Annotated in this window: 18 protein-coding genes; 9 read left to right on the top strand and 9 right to left on the bottom strand. The window is 61.1% G+C overall.

From position 1 onward, the window contains the following. A partial coding sequence (locus tag HMPREF2879_RS03455) for a hypothetical protein (protein ID WP_070634829.1) occupies positions 1–1,273 on the bottom strand: 1,273 nt, incomplete at its 3' end. 251 nt (positions 1,274–1,524) lie between these two features. On the opposite strand from HMPREF2879_RS03455, the gene HMPREF2879_RS03450 reads away from it, so the two are divergent. The 3 genes from HMPREF2879_RS03450 (at position 1,525) to HMPREF2879_RS03440 (ending at position 3,573) form a co-directional block, all read left to right on the top strand. Then, complete coding sequence (locus tag HMPREF2879_RS03450; RefSeq protein WP_193389903.1) at positions 1,525–2,073, top strand: NUDIX hydrolase; 549 nt, start codon at positions 1,525–1,527, stop codon at positions 2,071–2,073. 148 nt (positions 2,074–2,221) lie between these two features. Continuing rightward, entirely contained in the window at positions 2,222–2,824 is a 603-nt protein-coding gene (locus HMPREF2879_RS03445; protein ID WP_049349363.1) for an LOG family protein, read from the top strand. Between the two features lie 26 nt (positions 2,825–2,850). Next, positions 2,851–3,573: a pyroglutamyl-peptidase I gene (locus HMPREF2879_RS03440; RefSeq protein ID WP_070634828.1), complete on the top strand. Its 723-nt coding sequence runs from the start codon at positions 2,851–2,853 to the stop codon at positions 3,571–3,573. 127 nt (positions 3,574–3,700) lie between these two features. On the opposite strand, the gene pgi is transcribed toward HMPREF2879_RS03440, so the two are convergent. Next, positions 3,701–5,377 (bottom strand): glucose-6-phosphate isomerase, encoded by a 1,677-nt coding sequence (gene pgi / locus HMPREF2879_RS03435; protein ID WP_070634827.1) that lies wholly within the window; start codon positions 5,375–5,377, stop codon positions 3,701–3,703. 129 nt (positions 5,378–5,506) lie between these two features. On the opposite strand from pgi, the gene HMPREF2879_RS03430 reads away from it, so the two are divergent. The 5 genes from HMPREF2879_RS03430 (at position 5,507) to dapC (ending at position 12,455) form a co-directional block, all read left to right on the top strand. Next, positions 5,507–6,439 (top strand): NAD(+) diphosphatase, encoded by a 933-nt coding sequence (locus HMPREF2879_RS03430; protein ID WP_049349368.1) that lies wholly within the window; start codon positions 5,507–5,509, stop codon positions 6,437–6,439. 210 nt (positions 6,440–6,649) lie between these two features. After that, positions 6,650–8,563, top strand: coding sequence for a translational GTPase TypA (gene typA, locus HMPREF2879_RS03425; RefSeq protein WP_049341845.1), 1,914 nt, complete (start codon positions 6,650–6,652; stop codon positions 8,561–8,563). A 372-nt stretch (positions 8,564–8,935) separates the two neighbouring features. Continuing rightward, entirely contained in the window at positions 8,936–10,285 is a 1,350-nt protein-coding gene (locus HMPREF2879_RS03420; protein WP_070634826.1) for a PIG-L family deacetylase, read from the top strand. Between the two features lie 499 nt (positions 10,286–10,784). After that, positions 10,785–11,105: a ferredoxin gene (gene fdxA / locus HMPREF2879_RS03415; protein ID WP_049354209.1), complete on the top strand. Its 321-nt coding sequence runs from the start codon at positions 10,785–10,787 to the stop codon at positions 11,103–11,105. Positions 11,106–11,315: 210 nt separating this feature from the next. Then, a complete protein-coding gene (gene dapC, locus HMPREF2879_RS03410; protein WP_070634825.1) occupies positions 11,316–12,455 on the top strand; it encodes a succinyldiaminopimelate transaminase in 1,140 nt (379 codons plus the stop codon). 119 nt (positions 12,456–12,574) lie between these two features. On the opposite strand, the gene HMPREF2879_RS03405 is transcribed toward dapC, so the two are convergent. The 7 genes from HMPREF2879_RS03405 to dapD all read right to left on the bottom strand — a co-directional run bounded on the left by HMPREF2879_RS03405 (position 12,575) and on the right by dapD (position 19,534). After that, on the bottom strand, positions 12,575–13,513 hold the full coding sequence (locus HMPREF2879_RS03405) for an amino acid ABC transporter permease (RefSeq protein WP_012903144.1): 939 nt from the start codon (positions 13,511–13,513) through the stop codon (positions 12,575–12,577). Continuing rightward, positions 13,510–14,193, bottom strand: coding sequence for an amino acid ABC transporter permease (locus tag HMPREF2879_RS03400; RefSeq protein WP_012903145.1), 684 nt, complete (start codon positions 14,191–14,193; stop codon positions 13,510–13,512). Before HMPREF2879_RS03400 ends, HMPREF2879_RS03405 begins: the two co-directional genes overlap by 4 nt. 19 nt (positions 14,194–14,212) lie before the next feature. Next, positions 14,213–15,043, bottom strand: coding sequence for a glutamate ABC transporter substrate-binding protein (locus HMPREF2879_RS03395; protein WP_012903146.1), 831 nt, complete (start codon positions 15,041–15,043; stop codon positions 14,213–14,215). 13 nt (positions 15,044–15,056) lie between these two features. Then, positions 15,057–15,821, bottom strand: a complete 765-nt coding sequence (locus tag HMPREF2879_RS03390) for an amino acid ABC transporter ATP-binding protein (protein WP_070634824.1) — start codon at positions 15,819–15,821, stop codon at positions 15,057–15,059. A gap of 372 nt (positions 15,822–16,193) precedes the next feature. Further along, positions 16,194–17,207, bottom strand: coding sequence for a UDP-glucose 4-epimerase GalE (gene galE / locus HMPREF2879_RS03385; protein ID WP_044150267.1), 1,014 nt, complete (start codon positions 17,205–17,207; stop codon positions 16,194–16,196). A 201-nt stretch (positions 17,208–17,408) separates the two neighbouring features. After that, a complete protein-coding gene (locus tag HMPREF2879_RS03380; protein ID WP_070634823.1) occupies positions 17,409–18,290 on the bottom strand; it encodes a DUF4253 domain-containing protein in 882 nt (293 codons plus the stop codon). Positions 18,291–18,568: 278 nt separating this feature from the next. Further along, on the bottom strand, positions 18,569–19,534 hold the full coding sequence (gene dapD / locus HMPREF2879_RS03375) for a 2,3,4,5-tetrahydropyridine-2,6-dicarboxylate N-succinyltransferase (protein ID WP_049356443.1): 966 nt from the start codon (positions 19,532–19,534) through the stop codon (positions 18,569–18,571). A gap of 101 nt (positions 19,535–19,635) precedes the next feature. On the opposite strand from dapD, the gene dapE reads away from it, so the two are divergent. Next, a complete protein-coding gene (gene dapE, locus HMPREF2879_RS03370; RefSeq protein WP_049349379.1) occupies positions 19,636–20,829 on the top strand; it encodes a succinyl-diaminopimelate desuccinylase in 1,194 nt (397 codons plus the stop codon). The last annotated feature ends 33 nt before the right edge of the window (positions 20,830–20,862 follow it).

Genomic DNA, 20,862 nt, shown 5'->3' with positions numbered 1-20,862 from the left:
CTTCCGGCAGGGGCGCTACGGTCGGTGCGTCGGTGGGGTTCACACCCACGGTTGCTTCGGGCAGGGGTGCCACGGTGGGTGCGTCAGTGGGGTTCACTCCGACGGTTGCTTCCGGCAGGGGCGCTACGGTCGGTGCGTCGGTCGGGTTTACGCCAATGGTTGCTTCGGGCAGGGGTGTCACGGTGGGCGCATCGGTCGGGTTCACTCCGACGGTTGCTTCGGGCAGGGGTGTCACGGTGGGCGCATCGGTCGGGTTCACTCCGACGGTTGCCTCGGGCAGGGGAGCCACAGTCGGTGCGTCGGTCGGGTTTACGCCCACGGTTGCCTCGGGCAGGGGCGCTACGGTGGGTGCGTCAGTGGGGTTCACACCGACGGTTGCCTCGGGCAGGGGCGCCACAGTCGGGGCGTAGGTCGGAACCGCCGACACCACGGGCTCCTGCGCGAAAAGCTCAAGAGGCTTCTGGGCATCAAACGAACCGTACTCGGCACCCTCAACGCCAGCAGCCATGGTGCCCGCAATGTACTTGTGGGAGGTATTCAGTGTCGCCGCAACATCCGCCGGAACCTTCACCTCCGTCTCAAAGACACCGTTGTGAATCTGCGAAGCAGGTACGGTCACCTCAGCCACGAAACGCATACCCTGCTGGGGAAAACGGCCGGGAACCCACACGTTTGTATCAGACACCACCACGCGCACACCGTGCGGGGTCGCCTCACCCGTGTAGCCGGTACCGCGCACCTTCAACACGGTCTCACCCTTGGTGTTCAGACGCGGGGAGTCCACGTGCAGAACCGGTGCGGCGCTATCCTTCACAACGTTCATGCGCAGAACCTGACCGCCACCGTAACCATCAACGATGATATTAGCGACGAAGCTGTAGTTCTTCGCCGGGTCAATCAGGCTACCGGGAACGTAATGGGTCGCAGTCGCCGTGCCATCCTTGAACGGGCCCTCAACGCGCACCGTCTGAATCGGGTTCAGAAACGGGAAACCCCTATGGTTTGCCTCATGCAAAGCCGGGGCGAAAGCGGTAGTTTTCGCGGGCAGTTTCGATGCCTTGAACGTAATCTTGTTCAGACGCAGGGCGGTCTTCAGCTCACGGGTATTGGTCTCAACCTTGTAGTTGTAGACCGTAATAACCGGTGGGTTATCCGGATTCGGGGTATTAGCCGCTGCAACAGAAGGCAGAGCGCACAGGCTCAACGACGCAGCAAGAAGAACAGAAGCGCCGGCGCTACCGTAGCGGCGGGCGTGGGAAGAGTTAGCCATCATGAAGTTCCTTCTACATGGGTGATTGAGTGATCCGCACTCTTCCTGTATCGCGCCAAGTCGAGTGCGTATACGGTACCGCGACATCGCGGTTAATTACACCGTAACACGCACCTAAACGCATGAACCGGACATAAGATAACTCGCCGAAATATTACGTAAAACCAACGCCTACAGGGCGCACAATAGGGCGGATGAATAAGACATACACGCACAGCGCCGGCTGGAGGATACGGAAATGCTAGGGTAGAAAGATGCCCACGCAGAAGAACCCGCAGAACCGAGTAGAAGTAGCCCCGCCCGCCCCGCCCGCCGAACCCAACGCTACTGAGTACAGCGCTACTGAACACAGCGCCATCGACAGCACGCACCGCGTCGTGAACGTGTGCGCTGTAGCAATCCGCAACCGGGATGGGCTCGTACTCACCGTGCGCAAACGGGGCAGTGACGGGTTCATGATGCCCGGCGGCAAACCCGAACCGGGGGAGACCCCGCTGCAGACTGCCTGCCGCGAAGTGAGCGAAGAAATCGGGCTCACCCCCGACCCCGACCGGATGCACCATCTCGGACTGCTAGAGGCCGCCGCACTGAACGAGGCAGGCTTTACGGTGCGCGCCGAAACCTTCGAATACGCCCCCACCGATGAGCAACACGAGCAGCTGGCTACGCTGGTGCCGCATGCTGAAATCGCTGAGCTGCGCTGGGTCAACCCCGCCATGAGCAGCCCCTCCGATTCTGCATTGCAGGCACCCCTGAATACCGAGCAGATTTTCCCGCTACTGGCGCGCACCCCGCTACCGTAACCGCCGAGCCCAACGTGCCCCTGAACTGGCGGGCGCACACATGAGGTACACAGGTGCATCCGGTACCCTCAACACAGAAACATCTATCGTGGGTAGAACGCATAGAGGCGCTCCACCCCGGAAACCCTCATACACCCCAAGGAGAACCATGAAGAAGACTGACTACAACCTTGCCGTCTACTGCGGGGCACGCTCCGGCAACGACCCGCTCTTCACCGAGCGCGCCCGCGAGCTCGGCACCCTCTGCGCTCGGAACAATATTGGCGTGGTCTACGGCGGCGGCCGCACCGGCCTGATGGGCACCGTCGCGGGCGCGACCCTGGATGCCGGCGGCGTGGTCTACGGCGTGGTCACCCACAAGCTGGTCGGTCTGGAGGGCGTCTACCCCGGCCAGACCACCCTCGACATTGTGGACACCATGCACCAGCGCAAAATCGCCATGATTGAGAAGGCTGACGCGTTCGTCGCCATGCCCGGCGGCCCCGGCACCCTCGAAGAGTTCTTTGAAGTTTTCAGCTGGCAGTTCCTCGATATTCACTCCAAGCCGGTTGCCCTGCTGAACGTCAACGGCTACTGGGACAAGCTCATCGACGCCATGCACTACATGGCGTCCACCGGCCTGCTCAACGAACGCTACCTGGACGAGCTCATCATCGCCACCACCCCCGAAGAGTTGCTGGAGGCGCTTGCCAAGGACCTGGAGCGCCGCGCCGCCGAAAAGAACGCCGCCGAAAAGAACACTGCCGAATAAAACCAACGCAGAAAACGAGAACGACTATGGCAACCACCCCCAATCAGGCACGCACCCTGCTGCTGACCTACTTCGGCCCGTTCCCCGGCGTGCCGGTGAACCCTACCGTAGCGCTCGCCGAAGGTGCTCAGCGTCTGCTGACCCGGATGCGCCCGGATTTGAATGTCATCACCCGCGAGCTGCCCGTTAGCTACGACGGTTCCAGCACCGCCCTGCGCGCCGCCCTGCAGGATGTGCAGCCCGACGCGCTCATCAGCCTGGGTGTGGCGGTTGGCCGCGACGTGGTCAGCCTCGAGCAGGTCGCTATCAACCTGGACTCCGCCGGTATTGAAGATAACGACGGCGACCAGCGCTGCGATGAGCCGATCGCTCCGGGTGGTCAGGAGGCGTACTTCTCCTCCCTGCCGGTGCGCGCCAGCTTTGAGCGCCTGCGTGTGGCGGGGGAGCCGGTCGAGATTTCGTACACCGCCGGAACCTACGTGTGCAACCACGTGTTCTACGAGGGCCAGCGCATCAGCCGCGAGCTGGGGCTGAGCATCCCCGCCGGGTTCGTGCATGTGCCCGCAATCTGTGCTGATGGTGAAGAGGATGCCGACGGTGAAGAGGCGACCGAGGGCGTTGAGATGACCGCTCACCGTGACGCCGGTGGCGTGGTGCGTGACGAGCAGGGCATCCCGCAGCTACCCGAATCCACCGTGGTGCGCATTATTGCTGAGGTTGCCTCCGACACCCTGCCCGCCGTGAACTAGCAGCACGGTACTGAGCTAGAACCCCTATAACAAAACCGCCGGATAGCCTCCCTAACTGGGAGCCTATCCGGCGGTTTTGCATCCTATACCCGCAGGCTATAAAACCCTCGGGGATAGGTTCGAACTACTACTTGGTGCGGTTCTTCAGGTAGTAGTCAATCAGCGAAGCAGTCGAAGAATCCTGACGAGCCAGAACCTCGCGGTCACCCTCAATAGCGGGAACCAGGTCCAGCGCCAGCTTCTTACCGAGCTCAACACCCCACTGGTCGAAGGAGTCAATGCCCCAAACAACACCCTGAACGAAGGTGATGTGCTCGTACAGGGCAATCAGGGAGCCCAGAACGCGCGGGGTCAGGCGCGGCGCCATGATGGAGGTGGAGGGGCGGTTACCGCTGAAGATACGTGCGTTGACCACGTGCTCTGCGGTGCCCTCTGCACGAACCTCTTCCTCGGTCTTGCCGAACGCCAGAGCCTGAGACTGCGCGAAGAAGTTAGCCAGGAACAGCTCGTGAACGTCCTGCTCGCCGTCCTTGGTCGGGTGGACCGGGTTAGCGAATGCCAGGAAGTCCGCGGGAATCAGGCGGGTGCCCTGGTGGATCAGCTGGTAGAAAGCGTGCTGGCCGTTGGTGCCGGGCTCGCCCCAGAAGACTTCACCGGTTGCGTAGTTGACGAAGGAGCCGTCTGCGCGAACGGACTTGCCGTTGGACTCCATGGTCAGCTGCTGCAGGTATGCGGGGAAGCGGTGCAGGTACTGGTCGTAGGGCAGAACCGCGTGGGTCTCAGCACCGAGGAAGTTCACGTTCCAGATGTTCAGCAGACCCATCAGAACGGGGACGTTCTTCTCGAAGGGAGCGGTGCGGAAGTGCTCATCCATCGCGTGGAAGCCGGCGAGGAATTCAGCGAAAACCTTCGGACCGAAAACGATAGCCAAGGAGGTACCGATCGCGGAGTCTACGGAGTAGCGGCCGCCAACCCAGTCCCAGAAGCCGAAAGCGTTCTCGGGGTCAATGCCGAATGCTGCAACCTTGTCGAGCGCGGTGGAGACAGCCACGAAGTGCTTTGCCACGGCCTCGGATGCTTCCTTACCTTCCAGAGCGCCAGCCTCTGCCAGTGCGGACAGCAGCCACTCGCGTGCCACGCGCGCGTTGGTGAGGGTTTCGAGGGTGCCGAAAGTCTTGGAGGCGACGATGAACAGGGTGGTCTCGGGGTCCAGGCCGGAGACCTTCTCAGCCACGTCGGTCGGGTCAATGTTGGAGATGAAGCGTGCGGTGATGCCTGCATCAGCGTAGGGCTTGAGAGCCTCGTACACCATGACCGGGCCCAGGTCGGAGCCGCCGATACCGATGTTCACAACGGTCTCGATGCGCTTGCCGGTGATGCCGGTCCACTCGCCGTTGCGCACGCGCTCAGCGAATGCGTAAATCTTCTTCAGCACGGCGTGAACGTCTGCGTCTACGTCCTGGCCGTCAACAGTCAGTGCCGGGGTGTAACCCTCAGGGCGGCGCAGCGCGGTGTGCAGTACTGCGCGGTCCTCGGTGACGTTAATGTGCTCGCCGGAGAACATTGCCTCGCGAGCCTGCTCCAGCTTGACCTCTTCAGCGAGCTTGACCAGCAGCTCGACGGTCTCGGGGGTAATCAGGTTCTTGGACAGGTCGACGTGCAGTTCGTCGGCGGTGAAGCTGAGCTTCTGCGCGCGTTCCGGGTCAGCGGCAAACCATTCGCGCAGGTTCGGGGTGAGGGATTTGTGATGAGCGGACAGAGCAGACCACGCGGAGGTGGTCGTAGGGTCAATAGAAGTAGTCATGGTTCCATTCTCTTATTTTCGGGTGCCTCTGTCATCTCTTTCGAAGGTGATATGGAACGATACGGCGAAAAAATCGAAACCTGGCACACTGTTGTGGGCCTTGCAACATCAAGATGTAGAGTGAAACCTATGACTTCTTCACCTGAACACACACCCGCTGACGCTCACGCACCGCGCTACCTGCTCATCTCCCGCGAAGGGGAAACCCTCCTCAACGATGACGGAACCCTGCACTACCTGACCGGTAACGATACTGCCGAGCCGCTGACCGAAGAGGCTATCCTTGCGCGCAGTGTGATCCGCCCCGCCGCCTACGGTGCCGACGCCCAGAAGAATAGTGAGGCAGAGGTGCACGTGCTCTACTGTGAGGATGAAACCCTCGCGCAGGTCGCCGCCGACCTGAACGACCCTCGGGTGCGCGCCTCCAGCAGTGGCTTCTGGTACTACCCGGTCCACGAGGACCCGGAAGGCCGCGCCCACTACGCAACCGCCCTTGCACGCCGCGACTACCTCATCGACATGAGCTACTCCGCCTACAGCGGCGAAGAGGCGCCCCTCGGCTCCAAGGGAATCCGCCGCACCGCCTCCGGCGAGATGGTGTTCCCCCGCATCGAACCCGCCGTCATGGCGCTGGTGACCAGCCGCGACGGCGAGCGCGTGCTACTGGCGAATAACCGCCAGTGGCACCCCAACCGCTTCGCCCTCATTGCCGGTTTCGTTGACCCTGGCGAGAACCTCGAAGAGGCAATCGCCCGCGAAGTCTACGAAGAAACCGGCCTGCACGCCCTCAGCACCGAGTACCGTATGAGCGATGTGTGGCCTTTCCCGCGTTCGCTCATGATTTGCTACCGGGTGCGCGTGGATGAGAACGAAACCATCATCCACCACGACGGTGAGATTCGTGCCGCACGCTGGTTCACCGCCGCTGAGCTGCGTGAGGCGATTGCTATTTCGGAGGAACGTGGCAACAGTGACGAGGATGACCCCGCCAAGCTGGAGCTGCCCGGCACGAACGCCGTCGCTCGCCGCATGATTGATGAGTGGCTCGCAGAAAAGCCCTAGTGATACACTGGTAGCTAAGCCCAACGGAGGGGGGTCCGTTTTGGCGTGCCCGGAAACGTTCTCATCGCAGAGCGGGTCCATCGGCAAACACCCAAACCGGCAACGACCACCAGATACCTATCTGTGGGTACTGCCCTGTGACCCCCTGCGCTGTCTAGAGCGCACCCGTTGGCAAGACTATCCCCTAGATTTAAGCGAGAAACTTAACGCATGTCTGAAAACACCGCTTCGCGCCCCGACCTTCGCAATGTGGCTATCGTGGCACACGTTGACCACGGCAAGACCACCATCGTCGACGCGATGCTGCAGCAGACCCACGCCTTCTCTGCCCACGCAGATGTTGAAGACCGAGTCATGGACTCCGGCGACCTCGAAAAGGAAAAGGGCATCACCATTCTGGCGAAGAACACCACCGTGTTCTACAACGGCCCTTCCGCCAACGGTGAGACCATCACCATTAACGTTATTGACACCCCCGGCCACGCCGACTTCGGTGGCGAGGTGGAGCGCGGCCTGTCCATGGTTGACGGCGTTGTGCTGCTCGTGGACGCATCCGAAGGTCCGCTGCCCCAGACCCGCTTCGTGCTGCGTAAGGCACTGGCTGCTAAGCTGCCCGTGATCCTCGTGGTGAACAAGGTGGACCGCCCCGACTCCCGTATCGACGAGGTCGTTGGCGAGTCCATGGACCTGCTGCTCGGCCTGGCATCTGACCTGGCGGACGAGGTTCCTGACCTGGACCTGGACGCTGTGCTGAACGTTCCGGTGGTGTACGCATCCGGTAAGGCTGGCGCTGCATCCCTGAACCAGCCCGCAGACGGCCAGCTGCCCGACAACGACGACCTTGAGCCGCTGTTCAAGACCATCATCGAGCACGTGCCCGCCCCCACCTACGATCCCAACGAGGTTCTGCAGGCACACGTGACCAACCTGGACTCCTCCCCGTTCCTGGGTCGTCTGGCACTGGTCCGTATCTTCAACGGCACCCTGAAGAAGGGTCAGACCGTTGCGTGGGCACGTCACGACGGTGAAATCAAGAACGTCCGCATCTCCGAGCTGCTGGCGACTAAGGCTCTCGAGCGCGTTCCCGCAGAGTCCGCTGGTCCCGGCGAGATCGTCGCAGTGGCTGGTATCGAGGACATCACCATTGGTGAAACCCTCACCGACGCTGAGAACCCCAAGCCCCTGCCGCTGATTAAGGTGGACGATCCCGCGATCTCCATGACCATCGGTATTAACACCTCCCCGCTGGCTGGCCGAGTCAAGGGCGCAAAGGTCACCGCACGTCAGGTGAAGGACCGCCTGGACCGCGAGCTGATTGGTAACGTGTCCATCAAGGTTCTGCCCACCCAGCGTCCGGACGCGTGGGAAGTTCAGGGTCGTGGCGAGCTCGCCCTGGCTATCCTCGTGGAGCAGATGCGCCGCGAAGGCTTCGAGCTGACCGTGGGTAAGCCCCAGGTGGTTACCAAGACCATCGACGGCAAGGTCTACGAGCCCATGGAGCACATGATCATTGACGTGCCCGAGGAGTACCTGGGCGCTGTCACCCAGCTGATGGCTGCACGTAAGGGCCGCATGGAGAACATGGCGAACCACGGTACCGGTTGGGTCCGTATGGAGTTCGCTGTTCCCGCACGTGGTCTGATTGGTTTCCGTACCCAGTTCCTGACTGAGACCCGCGGTGCCGGTATTTCTTCCTCCTACTCGATTGAGCACGAGCCGTGGGCTGGCGACATTGAGTACCGCACCAACGGTTCGCTGATTGCTGACCGTGCCGGCGTGGTGACCCCCTACGCGATGATCAACCTGCAGGAGCGTGGCACCTTCTTCGTGGAGCCCACCTCCGAGGTGTACGAGGGCATGATCGTTGGTATGAACTCCCGTGCAGACGACATGGAAGTTAACATCACCAAGGAAAAGAAGCTGACCAACATGCGTTCTTCGACCGCGGACAACTTCGAAAACCTGACCCCGCCGAAGAAGCTGACCCTGGAGGAGTCCCTCGAGTTCGCTCGCGAGGACGAGTGCGTTGAGGTGACCCCCGAGGCGATTCGTATCCGTAAGGTCATCCTGGACTCCAACGAGCGTGTCCGCGAGTTCCGCCGCCGCGCCCGTGCCAACGACTAATACTGCGCGAACTAATAGCGCGTTAGCGACTCACCTGCTGTAGCGGGTGCTGTCGTTGCGTAAGAACCGCCGCTGCCTTCCGAAGAGGAGGTAGCGGCGGTTCTGTTTAACCCTCAGGCACGTTCGGGAAGTACCGAAGGGGTAGGGCGGAGAGAAGAACAAGGAGAGCGGAACGCTTTTGCTTTCTGCCTAAAACTGCTTCCGAAAAGCCTGAACACCCCGCGCTGTACATGCGAGTGTGTAAGATAAAATAATGCGCCTGCACGGTGGCGGCACCCGTCCGTTACTCAACGTCTGCTGATCAACGATGCAAATTGCTGGCGCGCTTTGACCGTCCAAGAAACCCAACCCTGCGTATGAGAGGGAAAGCCTGTGTCTGAAACCGAGAACACTCAGCCTGATTCTGCGACCCCCAGCTACCCCACGCAGGGTGAGCGTATCACTCCCGGTTCCCGCCGTGACCTGCTTCCGAATAACTACGATGCGAAGAAGGCACGCATCCTGTTCGTGCACGCGCACCCGGATGATGAGACCTCCTCAACCGGCGCAACCATGGCGTACTACGCGCAGAAGGGTGCTGAGGTGTACCTGCTGACCGCGACCCGTGGCGAGCTGGGCGAGGTCATCCCCGAGGAGCTGCACCACCTGGAGGTCGGTAAGCCCGGCTGCCGTGATAACGGTGAGGCGTTGGGCGAGTATCGCACCGGTGAGCTTGCCGGCGCTATCAAGGCGCTGGGCGTGAAGAAGCAGTTCTTCCTGGGGCAGGAACCCGCCGTTGCGGAGGGCACGTTGCCGCTGTACCGTGACTCCGGCATGGCGTGGGGCCCGGAGGGTAAGCCCGTCGCCAACCCGGTGGCGGCGGAGGATTCGTTGACCGCGCAGCCGCTGGAACCGCAGGCTCAGGCGCTGGTTGCCGCTATTCGTGCCCTCACCCCGGATGTTCTGGTCACCTACGATTCGGACGGCGGCTACGGTCACCCCGACCACGTGCGCGTGTACGAGATCGTGCACCGCGCCCTGCAGATTCTTGAAGATGACGAGGACCGCCCGATTCTCACCTGGGGCATTGAGGGTGAGTTCGATACGGCGGATCAGCGTCTGCAGGCTGCTATTTACGGTGATGGCACCGCCAAGCGTAAGGCAATGGAGGCGCACCGCACCCAGATTACGGTGGTGGACGAGAAGACTTTCGAGTACTCGAATAAGGTGCCGCAGAAGATTTCTGCCGTAGAGACTTTTCGTGTGCTCGACGGCGACCCGACTGCGACCGTGCACCCGAAGCCGCAGGAGGCTGGCCTGGTTGCGGGTGTTTTGACCGGCTCGATTCTGGGTATTTTTGCCGGCATTGCCGGGTCGATCTACCACGCTTGGGTCGTTTATGCGGGTGATACCGCCCTGCCCCTCGGCTTGCTGGTGGCGTACCTGACGGTTTTCTTTACCGCCCTGTGGTGCGCCCTGTCGCTGCGTCGCGGCTACGCGGCGGCGGTCGTGGCTGTTGCAGTATTCGTGACCGTGTACGTACTCGGTTACGGTCGCCCCGATTCGCCGTTTGTTCTGGTGAACCCGGGCCATTCGGCGATTGGCTTCTACGGTGCCCTGTGGTGGTTTGGTGCCCCGGTTGCGGCGATGCTGGGTATGCTCGTGTACACGCGCGCTCGTGTGAAGGATGCGCAGTATTTCTCGCCGCGTGCGGCGCATCAGCGTGCGCGCGCAAAGAAGTAGTCTGAAGTTATCACTACGTCATAACCTAAGGGGAGGGGTGTTCCGGTGTGCCGGGGCGCCCCTCCTGCTGTTTTTGGGCGCTACACCGCTGCTGTCTTCTGCACCCGCCGGACAGAGGCCCAGGTAGAGGACAATAGGGAAGAAAATTTATGCGTTATTCGGTGAATTTAGCGGGGTGGAAATAGCGGCGACTTCATCAAAAAAATCATGTGACGAAGATTTCATTTTTGGCTTAATCTATTTTTAAAAGCCTACCGACTAGCCATAACGCTGAGAAGTGCCAGGTCAGCCTAGCCTAAAAAATACCCCCACAAACCCAATGACCCACTGTCTGATACACCACGAAAATACTGTTAAACAGTCAGCGCGCGATAGACTATACACAGACTTCCCCGCCGGGTACCAACCACTCGGCGGTTTACTCTGTAGACTTTGCCCTGCAGCAGACGACCCGCAGAACGGCGGGCACGGGGCGAACAGCTTCTAGAAAGGCACACCAATGACCTACGTAATCGCGCTTCCCTGCGTGGATGTCAAAGACCGCGCATGCGTTGAAGAATGCCCCGTCGACTGCATCTACGAAGGCGAACGCACCCTGTACATCCACCCCGATGAGTGCGTGGACTGCGGCGCCTGCGAGCCCGTCTGCCCCGTAGAAGCAATTTACTACGAAGACGACGTCCCCGAAGAGTGGACCGAATACGTCAGCGCCAACGCAGACTTCTTCGACGACCTGGGTTCCCCCGGTGGCGCAGCAAAGCTCGGCCCCACCGGCAAGGACGTGCCCTTCATCGCGGCACTGCCCCCGCGCGGCGAATAATAACCTGCGGCGAGTAGTAGCCTGCGGCGAATAATAGCTACAACCGCATAGACTGATCGCACCCTCTGACGGGTGCCAAGAGCCTCCATCTAGCCCCCGGTGCCCACGCACCGTCTAGGCGCTGGAATGGAGGCTCTTGCTATAGGCACGCCAGCGCCCGGACGCTAGACTAAAATGACGAAAACTATTCCCAAGCAACCAGGTGACACAATGACTTACGGCCTGAACCTGCCCGAATACCCCTGGGAGGCGCTCGCCCCCTACCGCGCAACCGCAGCCGCCCACCCGGACGGGCCGGTGGACCTGTCCATTGGCACCCCGGTCGACTCGACCCCGCAGAACATCCGCGAGGCGCTGGCGGCAGCCTCCGACGCACCCGGCTACCCGACTACTCACGGTACCCCCGCCCTGCGTGAGGCTATTGCCGAGTGGTTTGAGCGCCGACGCGGCGTGAAGGGCCTGAGCCCGGAGGCAATCATGCCCACGGTCGGCTCGAAGGAGCTCGTGGCGTGGCTGCCGTTCCTGCTGGGTCTGGGCCCGGGCGATGTGGTCGTGTACCCGCGCGTTGCGTACCCCACCTACGATATGGGTGCCCGCTTCGCCCGCGCCGAGTCCGTGCCCGCTGACAGCCTGGATGAGCTGGACGCTGACACCCGCAGCCGTGTGAAGCTGATTTGGGTGAACTCCCCGGCGAACCCGAACGGTGTGGTGCGTACCGTGGAGCAGCTGCGTGAGATTGTGGCGCAGGCGCGTGAAATCGGTGCCGTGGTGGCATCTGACGAATGCTATGCGGAGCTCGGTTGGGGTGCTTGGGATGAGGTGCGCGGCGGTCAGCCGGTGCCGTCTATCCTGGATCCGCGCGTGTGCGATGGCGACTTCACCGGCCTGTTTGCGGTGTACTCGCTGTCGAAGCAGTCGAACCTCGCCGGTTACCGCGCCGCGTTCATCGCCGGTGCCCCCGAGCTGATGCCGAACCTGATTAATAGCCGTAAGCACGCCGGCATGATTGTGCCCGCCCCCGTGCAGGCTGCCATGATGGTGGCGCTGGCTGATGAGGCACACGTGGCGGCTCAGAAGGACCTGTACCGTGCCCGCCGCGAGGTACTGCAGGAGGCGATTGCCGCCGCCGGTGGCCGCATCGAGAATTCTGAGGCTGGCCTGTACCTGTGGACCACTTTCGGTGAGTCCACCTGGGATTCGATTGGTCGCCTGGCGGAGCTGGGTATTATTGCTGGCCCCGGCGTGTTCTACGGCGAGGACGGCGAAGGCTACGTGCGTATCGCTCTGACCGCTTCTGATGAGGCGGTGGCGAAGGCTGCTGAGCGTCTGAAGGCATCTGCCGCTAAGTAGCCCCGACGGGTCTAACTAGCCCGCATAGCAGAAAGCCCCCGCACCCTCCCGAAAGGGGAGTGCGGGGGCTTTGCCGTATCCGCTGATTGCCGTTGGCTGAGGAGCCCGAACGAGAAGGGCTACTTGCGGCCGCCGGGCAGAACGAACATCTGAACGGTCGGCGGGTTCGGGTTATCCAACTCGCCGGGAATCAGCTCGCGGGTCACCTTAGCGGAGGTGCGCGATGCCAGGCGGTCGGTAATGCCGGTTGCCACAGCCGTCAGGATGAAGTTCACAATCACGAACAGCGCCGCTGCCAGAAGCAGGGTCTGCAGCACGTTACCGTCACCGGAGCCGATGCGGCGCGCCGAAGCGAGCAGCTCGGGGTAGGAGATGATGTAACCGAGGGCGGTGTCCTTCAGAATCACAACGAACTGGCTGAGCATCGAGGGCATCATCGCGGTGAACGCCTGCGGAATCAGAATCTGAATCAGAGTCTGGCTGGGGGTCAGACCGATTGCCAGACCCGCCTCACCCTGACCGCGCGGAAGCTGCTTCACACCCGAACGCAACAGCTCAGCAATCACCGAGCCGTTGTACAGGGTCAGGCCAATCACCACGGCGATGAAGGGCAGCTGAGCCGGCGGAAGGCCGCTGTACTTGCCCAGGAACAGCCAGAAGAAGATCATCATGATCAGCACGGGCACGGCGCGGAAGAACTCCACGACCACGGTACCAATCCAACGGAATACACGGTACTGAGACAGTCGAGCAATACCGAAGAGCAGACCGAACGCGATGGAGGTGACCACCGAAATCGCTGCCGCCGACAGGGTTGAGGCGAGGCCCGGCAGGTAGTAGGAAGTCCAGGCACGGGCGGTGAACAGATCAGTCCACTTCTCCGGCTCCAGCTGGCCCTTCTCACCCATCACGGTCAGCACGTACACCGCGAAAATCGCGAAGACGATGAGTGCCGCAATGTTGAAGATGCGGGTGCGGCGCTGAGCAATGGGGCCCGGCTCATCGAAAAGCACCGAAGAAGCGGCGCGGGTTTCATTACTGATAAAGGGGTTTTTCATCGCTTCACCGCCAGCTTACGAGAGGACCAGGTGGTCAGGACACCAATGGGAACAACAATAATCACGAAGCCCATTGCGAAGATCATGAAGATGGCAAGCACCATGTTCGCGTCGAACTCAATCATGGACTTCATCATGCCGGAAGCCTCAGCCACCGACGCCACGGAAGCCACGGTCGTGTTCTTCGCCAGAGCAATCAGGGTGTTACCGAGCGGGGTGATGGAACCGCGCAGAGCCTGCGGGAAAATCACCAGGCGGGCGGTGTCGAAGAAGCCCAGACCGATAGCGCGTGCTGCCTCAGCCTGCCCCTTCGGCACGGTGTTCACACCCGAACGAATCGCCTCGCAGATGAACGCCGCGTGGTAAATCGACAGCACAATCACCGCGTACACGAAGAAGTTCGTGTCAAAATCGTGCGAGAAGGAGAGCTGGAACTGAGTCCACACACCCAGAATCGCCAGGGTCATCAGAATAGTCAGCGGAGTGTTACGCACCAGGTGCACGTAGGCGGTACCCACCCAGCGCAGGGACGGAACGGGGCTGATGCGCATGAGCGCCAGCACGGTACCGATGACGAAGGAGCCAATAGCCGCCCAGAAGGTCAGCTCAATATTGGTCATGAAGGCGCCGAGCACATCGTACTTTGCCAGGAGGGCGCCGAGTTGGTCAAAGAATGACATTCGTGAACCTCTCTAGAGACTAGGCGCAGGAAGCGCTCGGGGACGGCGGGTTCTTTTCGGTGTTGTAGTGGTAGCCGGTACCTTCGGTGTACTTGGTGACCAGCCTCTCCCAGGTGCCGTCGGCGACCATCTCGTTGATTGCCTTGTTCACGGCCTCGCACTTGTCGGTGCCCTTGGGCAGACCCACACCGTAGCGTTCAGTGGTGAACGGTGCACCAACCACCTTCAGCTTGCCCTTGTTCGCCTTGGTGGCTGCCAGACCGGCGAGGATGATGTCGTCGGTGGTGACGGCGTCCACCACGCCGCCGTTGAGGGCGACCACGCAGTCGGAGTAGCTATTCTGCTTGACCAGGTTCACGTTCTTGGCGAACTTGTCCTGCACCTTCTGGGCGCTGGTGGAGCCGGTGACGGAGCAGAGGTTCTTGCCGTTGAGGTCGTCCGGGCCGTGAATATCGGTGTTATCGGCACGCACGAGCAGGTCCTGACCCGCGGTGTAGTAGGGGCCGGCGAAGTCCACGGTCTTCTTACGGCTATCAGAGATGGAGTAGGTCGCAAAGATCATGTCCACCTGGCCGTTGTTGAGCATGTTCTCACGGTTGGCACTGGGGGACTCGACGAACTCAATCTGGTCTTCGGAGTAGCCGAGCTTACCGGCGATGTAGCGTGCTACGTCCACATCGAAGCCGGTGTACTGGCTGCCATCCTGGTAACCGAGGCCGGGCTGATCGAACTTGATGCCGATGCGAATCTTGTGGTCGTTGTTTGCGCTGGAGCAACCGGCGAGGGTGCCGGTGAGGGCGAGGGATGCTGCCGCGGCGAGCGCTGCCAGCTTGCGTGAATATTTTTTCATTTCACCCTCCGGATTAGTGGTCGATGATCTTGGACAGGAAGTCCTTGGCGCGGTCGCTCTTCGGGTTGGTGAAGAACTCGTCCGGGTGGGCTTCCTCGACGATTTCGCCGTCGGCCAGGAACACGATGCGGTCGGCGGCCTTGCGGGCGAAGCCCATCTCGTGGGTCACCACGATCATGGTCATGCCTTCCTTCGCGAGGGAGACCATGGTGTCGAGCACCTCGTTGACCATTTCGGGGTCGAGCGCGCTGGTGGGCTCGTCGAAGAGCATGACCTTGGGCTTCATGGCGAGGGCGCGGGCGATGGCGACGCGCTGCTGCTGGCCACCGGAAAGCTGGGCGGGCATCTTGTTCGCCTGGGAATCCACGCCGACCTTTGCGAGCAGCTTCATGGCCTCCGCTTCTGCCTCCGACTTGGAGATTTTGCGGATGCGGCGGGGGCCGAGGGTCACGTTATCGAGGATGTTCTTGTGCGCGAAGAGGTTGTACGACTGGAAAACCATGCCGACCTCTGCGCGGAGCTTGGCGAGGGCGCGGCCCTCCTTGGGCAGTTCCTGCCCGTCAATCTTGATGGAACCGCTGGAGATGGTTTCGAGGCGGTTGATGGTTCGGCAGAGGGTCGATTTGCCGGAACCCGACGGGCCGAGGAGGATGATGACTTCGCCCTTGCCCACGGAAAGGTTGATGTTCTTCAGAACGTGATTAGTGCCGTAGTACTTGTTGACGTCGGTAATCTCTACGAGATTTTTCTGTGCTGCGGGAGCTGCCTGTGCGGACATCACTAACCTTTCATGTGAGATGTATCTATGATGTGGGTTACAAAAATGGTGTGTTTTCAGTTTACATGCGCCATGTAACACGCGTGTAAATTATTCGTTTCCCTATTGAAACACTGTGAATTTTTAAGGGGTAGTGCATAGTTATAGTATTTTTGACGTAAAAATACGGGTCAAAAGCACCTCTTCTGCGTAAAAGGCCCTGACTAGGAGTAACACCGCAAATACTCGGCATGCTCCCGGGAGGTGCCAACCGCCTCCGGTGTGTAACTCGCCTGCCGGCAAAAATTTCAAAAAAGCGCGCAAAAATGCCCGATAGGTGATATAACACCTATCGGGCACTCTTCAACACCCCTCACAAGGGGCTAAAACAGCTTAGGCTTCGTAACCGTTGGGGTTGTTCTTCTGCCAGTTCCAGTGGTCGCGAATCATGGTCTTAATGTCGCGGCTAGCGCTCCAACCCAGATCCGCCAGAGCGGAGGAAGGATCAGCGTAAGAGACTGCAACGTCACCGGGGCGACGATCCACAATCTTGTACGGCAGTTCCTTACCGCACGCCTCCTCGAACGCGTGCAGAACCTGCAGAACCGAGTAGCCGTTACCGGTACCCAGGTTCCAGGTGTGCAGGCCGCCGTGCTCAGTAATGTAGTTCAGCGCCTTCAGGTGGCCGTCAGCCAGGTCAACCACGTGGATGTAGTCGCGCACGCCGGTACCGTCAACGGTCGGGTAGTCATTACCGAAGACGTTCAGGTGCTCGCGGCGACCCACAGCAACCTGCGCGATGAAGGGCACCAGGTTGTTCGGGATACCCGCCGGGTCCTCACCGATACGGCCGGACTCGTGCGCACCAACGGGGTTGAAGTAACGCAGCAGAGCAATGTTCCACTTGGAGTCGGAAGCAGCCAGGTCAACCAGCATGTCCTCAATGTGCTCCTTGGTGCGGCCGTAGCAGGACTGCGCGTCCATGTTCATCTTCTCGATCAGAGGCATGGACTCGGGCTCACCGTACACGGTAGCGGAGGAGGAGAACACGATGGAGTGGCAGTCAGCCTCGTCCATTGCGTACAGCAGGTTCAGGGTGCCAGCCACGTTGGTCTGGTAGTACCACAGCGGCTTCTCAGCGGACTCGCCCACAGCCTTCAGGCCCGCAAAGTGAATCACAGCGTCGGGGCGAACCTGCTTGAAGAGAGCCTTCATACCTTCGAGGTCGAGCAGGTCAACCTTGTGGAACTCGGGGGCGCGGCCAGCGAGTTCAGCGACGCGCTTGAGGGACTCCTCGGAAGAGTTCGCGAGGTTATCCATGACGACGACGTCGTGGCCTGCCTTGAGCAGTTCAAGTACAGTGTGGGAGCCGATGTAGCCGGCGCCGCCGGTAACGAGTACCTTCATGATGTCCTTTCGGGCTTTATATATCCGGAAAAAGTGCTCCGGATGGGGGACAAAAGCTGTTGAGCTGTATCTAATGGTACAGCTGTGCATGGGGTGTAAGTACTGCGGGACACTGTGCGCTTGTGCACTCTGGTGTGAGCATGTGGGAAGCGTTCTTTAGGTGTGTCGCCACTCGCCCCCACCTCGCTGTATAGCTTGCGTCTAATCCCACCAGAAATACCATTGGCGGCTCTGGTGAATAAACTCCGTCAGCTGCTCAAAATCCTCAAACACCTGGAACGGAAGATCGGAACAGAACGCGAACTGCTCGACCGCCACCTTCTTCGCCTCCAACGGGTCGGTTACGGGGCGTTCCACCAGAAATTCCAGACAATCGGCATTGTCAAGAGCCGCCGGGATTGCGCCGTACTTTTCACGCCAATAGTGGGTGAACGCCAGCTGCGTTTCGGCGTTCGGGCAGTCATTCCAGCCGCCGAAGGGCAGGTACGCGGGAATATCGGCGGGGTCATCGGTCGGAATCTGCAGCAGGAGCATCTCGCCCTGCTCCTCATCCTGGAGCTCGTAGCAGAGTAGGGCAGAAAGAATCGGGGCGTCATCTTCGGGCTCCTCATCGGGCAGAAAATCGGAGCCCATAAACTCGTCAACAAGCTCATTGAGGTTGAAGTCGTCCGGGTCGTCTTCGCTAGTATCTTCGCCATCGTCCATAACCTGGCGCAACTGCTGAGCAATGGCGGCGCTACCGTACTCTTCGGTGGAGGCGCCACCCCGGGCGGTACGGTAACGCTGCAGGACGGCACGAGTGTAGGCGCTCACCTGCTCGGGGGTCAGAGTCTCAACATCGTCAATGATGTCGTGCTCAAGGGACACCGCAATGACCATGCTTTCAAGCACCGTATCGTTCAGGTTTAGGAAGAAGGGGACGAACCCCTCCGCGCGCCCCAGCTTAGCCAACTCATCGTAACGAGCCATGGCATCAGCGGCAGGAGCGCCCATTGGAATACGCTCGTGCGGGTAGGGGAAAAGTCGCATAAAGTGCCGGTAGGTTTCGCTCATCGTCGACTCTGACTTAGTTGATTCGGGCATCTGAGTTCCTCTCTGAACTATACAGGTGGTCAGTCATGGCGGGTGCGCTGTACCCGGTACTACCAGCCTAGCGAAAGCCCGAGCATCCCGCTCTGAAAACGGTCATCGTAGCCGCCGCGGATTCGCGCCCAGTCTGTAAGATCGGCGGACGAGGGAACACCGGGCGCAGAAAAGGGGTCGGGATGCTTCACACATCCCGACCCCTAAAGCCGATCCCTAAAGTTCGCGGGCCGACCCCCAACGTTGGCAAGGGCAACCAGCGCTAGTCCAGGTACAGACTAGTTCAGGTGTAGCGCCTCGTTCAGCTCCACGGTGTTCTTTGCACGCGGCAGAACCTCAATCGCGCCGCTGATCGAATTGCGGCGGAACAGCAGGTTCGACACGCCGGACAGCTCCGCAGCCTTCACCACGCGCGCCTCCTGACCGGGCAGCAGAACACTCACGCGCGAACCAGCGGTCACATACAGGCCAGCCTCAACCACGCAGTCATCACCCAGGGCAATACCGATACCGGACTCCGCACCCAGCAGAGAACGCTCACCAATAGAGACGCGCTGAGTGCCACCACCGGAGAGGGTACCCATCGTGGAGGCGCCGCCACCCACATCCGAGCCGTCGCCCACCACAACGCCCTGAGAAATACGGCCCTCAACCATGGAAGTGCCCAGGGTACCGGCGTTGAAGTTCACGAAGCCCTCGTGCATCACGGTCGTGCCGGACGCCAGGTGCGCGCCCAGGCGCAGACGGTCGCCGTCACCAATACGCACGCCGGCGGGAACCACGTAATCCACCAGGCGCGGGAACTTATCAATGTGGCTCACGCTCAGGTGGCCCAGCTTGCGCAGACCAATCGCCAGCTTCTGGAGCTCAGCGGCAAGCACCGGGCCGTGGTTAGTCCACGCAACATTCGCCAGGGTACCGAACAGGCCGTCCAGGTTCAGCTCGTTGGGGCGAACCAGAGTGTGGGAGAGCAGGTGCAGACGCAGGTACGCGTCGACTGCGTCTTCGGGTGCCTCATCCAGGTTGATGGAGGCGGTACGCACCTCGGTACGGGCATTGCGCGCCGGGTGCTCAGCGGCCAGTTCCTCCAGCTCGTCCGCGATGGACAGGTCGGGGGTCTGGGTGAGGGAGGGAGCGGGGAACCAGGCATCCAGGACGGTGCCGGCGTGCTCGCCGGAGACAACAACATTGACCAGTGCGACGCCGGAGGCGTAACGGGGAGTGTTTTCAGACATGCCTTCCATTATAGGTTTGGGGCTTGGCGCCCCTTCAAGACCGTCTCATATGCTCGATATGGGCGTTGTGTGCGCGGGTATGCGCACGGGGGAACCTGTAAGGTTGAAGGATGAGCGTTTCCCCGAATACTTCTGAACGTCACCCGGTTCCGGCACCGCCCCTGAATTTGGACGTGTCTATGCCCGAGCTGACGCGTGCCCTGCTGGATCTTGAGTCGGTTTCTGGTAACGAACGAACGATTGCTGATGCCGTGCACACGGCGCTGTCGTTCTGCCCCCACCTGCACCTGACCCGTGACGGGGACGCCATCATTGCCCGCACCGAATTCCCGCCGCTGCCTGGAGCTGAGGGGGAGAGTGCTGAGGGGGAGCGTACCCGCATTATCCTCGCCGGTCACCTGGATACCGTGCCCCTGCCTACCGTCGAGGGTTCCCTGGGTACTGTGCCCTCTACGGTGCGTGAAGAAGAGGACGGGTACGTGCTCTACGGCCGCGGCGCCACCGATATGAAGGGCGGCGTTGCGGTGCAGCTGAAGCTTGCCGCCGAGCTGACCGCGCAGGACACCGACTACAACCTGACCTACATCTTCTACGACAACGAAGAGGTCGCTAGCGAGCTTTCCGGCCTAGCGCGCCTGATCCGCAACCACGGTGAGCTCATCACCGACGCAGATTTCGGTGTGCTGCTCGAACCGACCAACGGCACCATTGAGGGCGGCTGCAACGGCACCATGCGTTTCTTCGTGCGCACCCGCGGCCTGGCCGCCCACTCGGGTCGCGCCTGGCGCGGTGAGAACGCGATTCACGCCCTGGCACCGGCGTTGGCGGCGCTCGCCTCCTACGAGCCGAAGACCATCGCGGTGGAGGGCCTGGACTATCGTGAGGGCCTGAATGCGGTGCAGATTTCTGGTGGCGTTGCCGGTAACGTGATTCCCGATGCGGCGGCGATGCACGTGAACTACCGATTCGCCCCGGATAAGACCCTGGATGAGGCGGTCGCCCACGTGCGTGAGGTTTTCGCCGGATACGAGCTGGACTTTGTGGATCTTTCCCCGGCGGCTCGCCCCGGCCTGGACACCCCGCTGGCGGCATCCCTGATTGAGGCGGTGGGCGAGGAACCCCAGCCCAAGTACGGTTGGACGGATGTGGCGCGCCTGAGCGAGATTGGTATTCCCGCCGTGAACTTCGGTCCCGGTGACGCCCTGCTGGCTCACACCGATAATGAGCATGTGAGCTTTAGCCAGCTGACCCGTTGCCACGCGGATTTGCGTGCCTGGCTGCTCAGCGACCGTGACGAGGACTAACCGCGACGCTGATTCTGCCGGTGCTGGCGCTAC

The sequence above is a fragment of the Rothia sp. HMSC069C04 genome (assembly GCF_001812895.1).
Lineage (GTDB): Bacteria > Actinomycetota > Actinomycetes > Actinomycetales > Micrococcaceae > Rothia.
The sequence above is the reverse complement of the archived record's forward strand: the minus strand, read 5'-3'. Positions and strand labels throughout refer to the sequence as shown.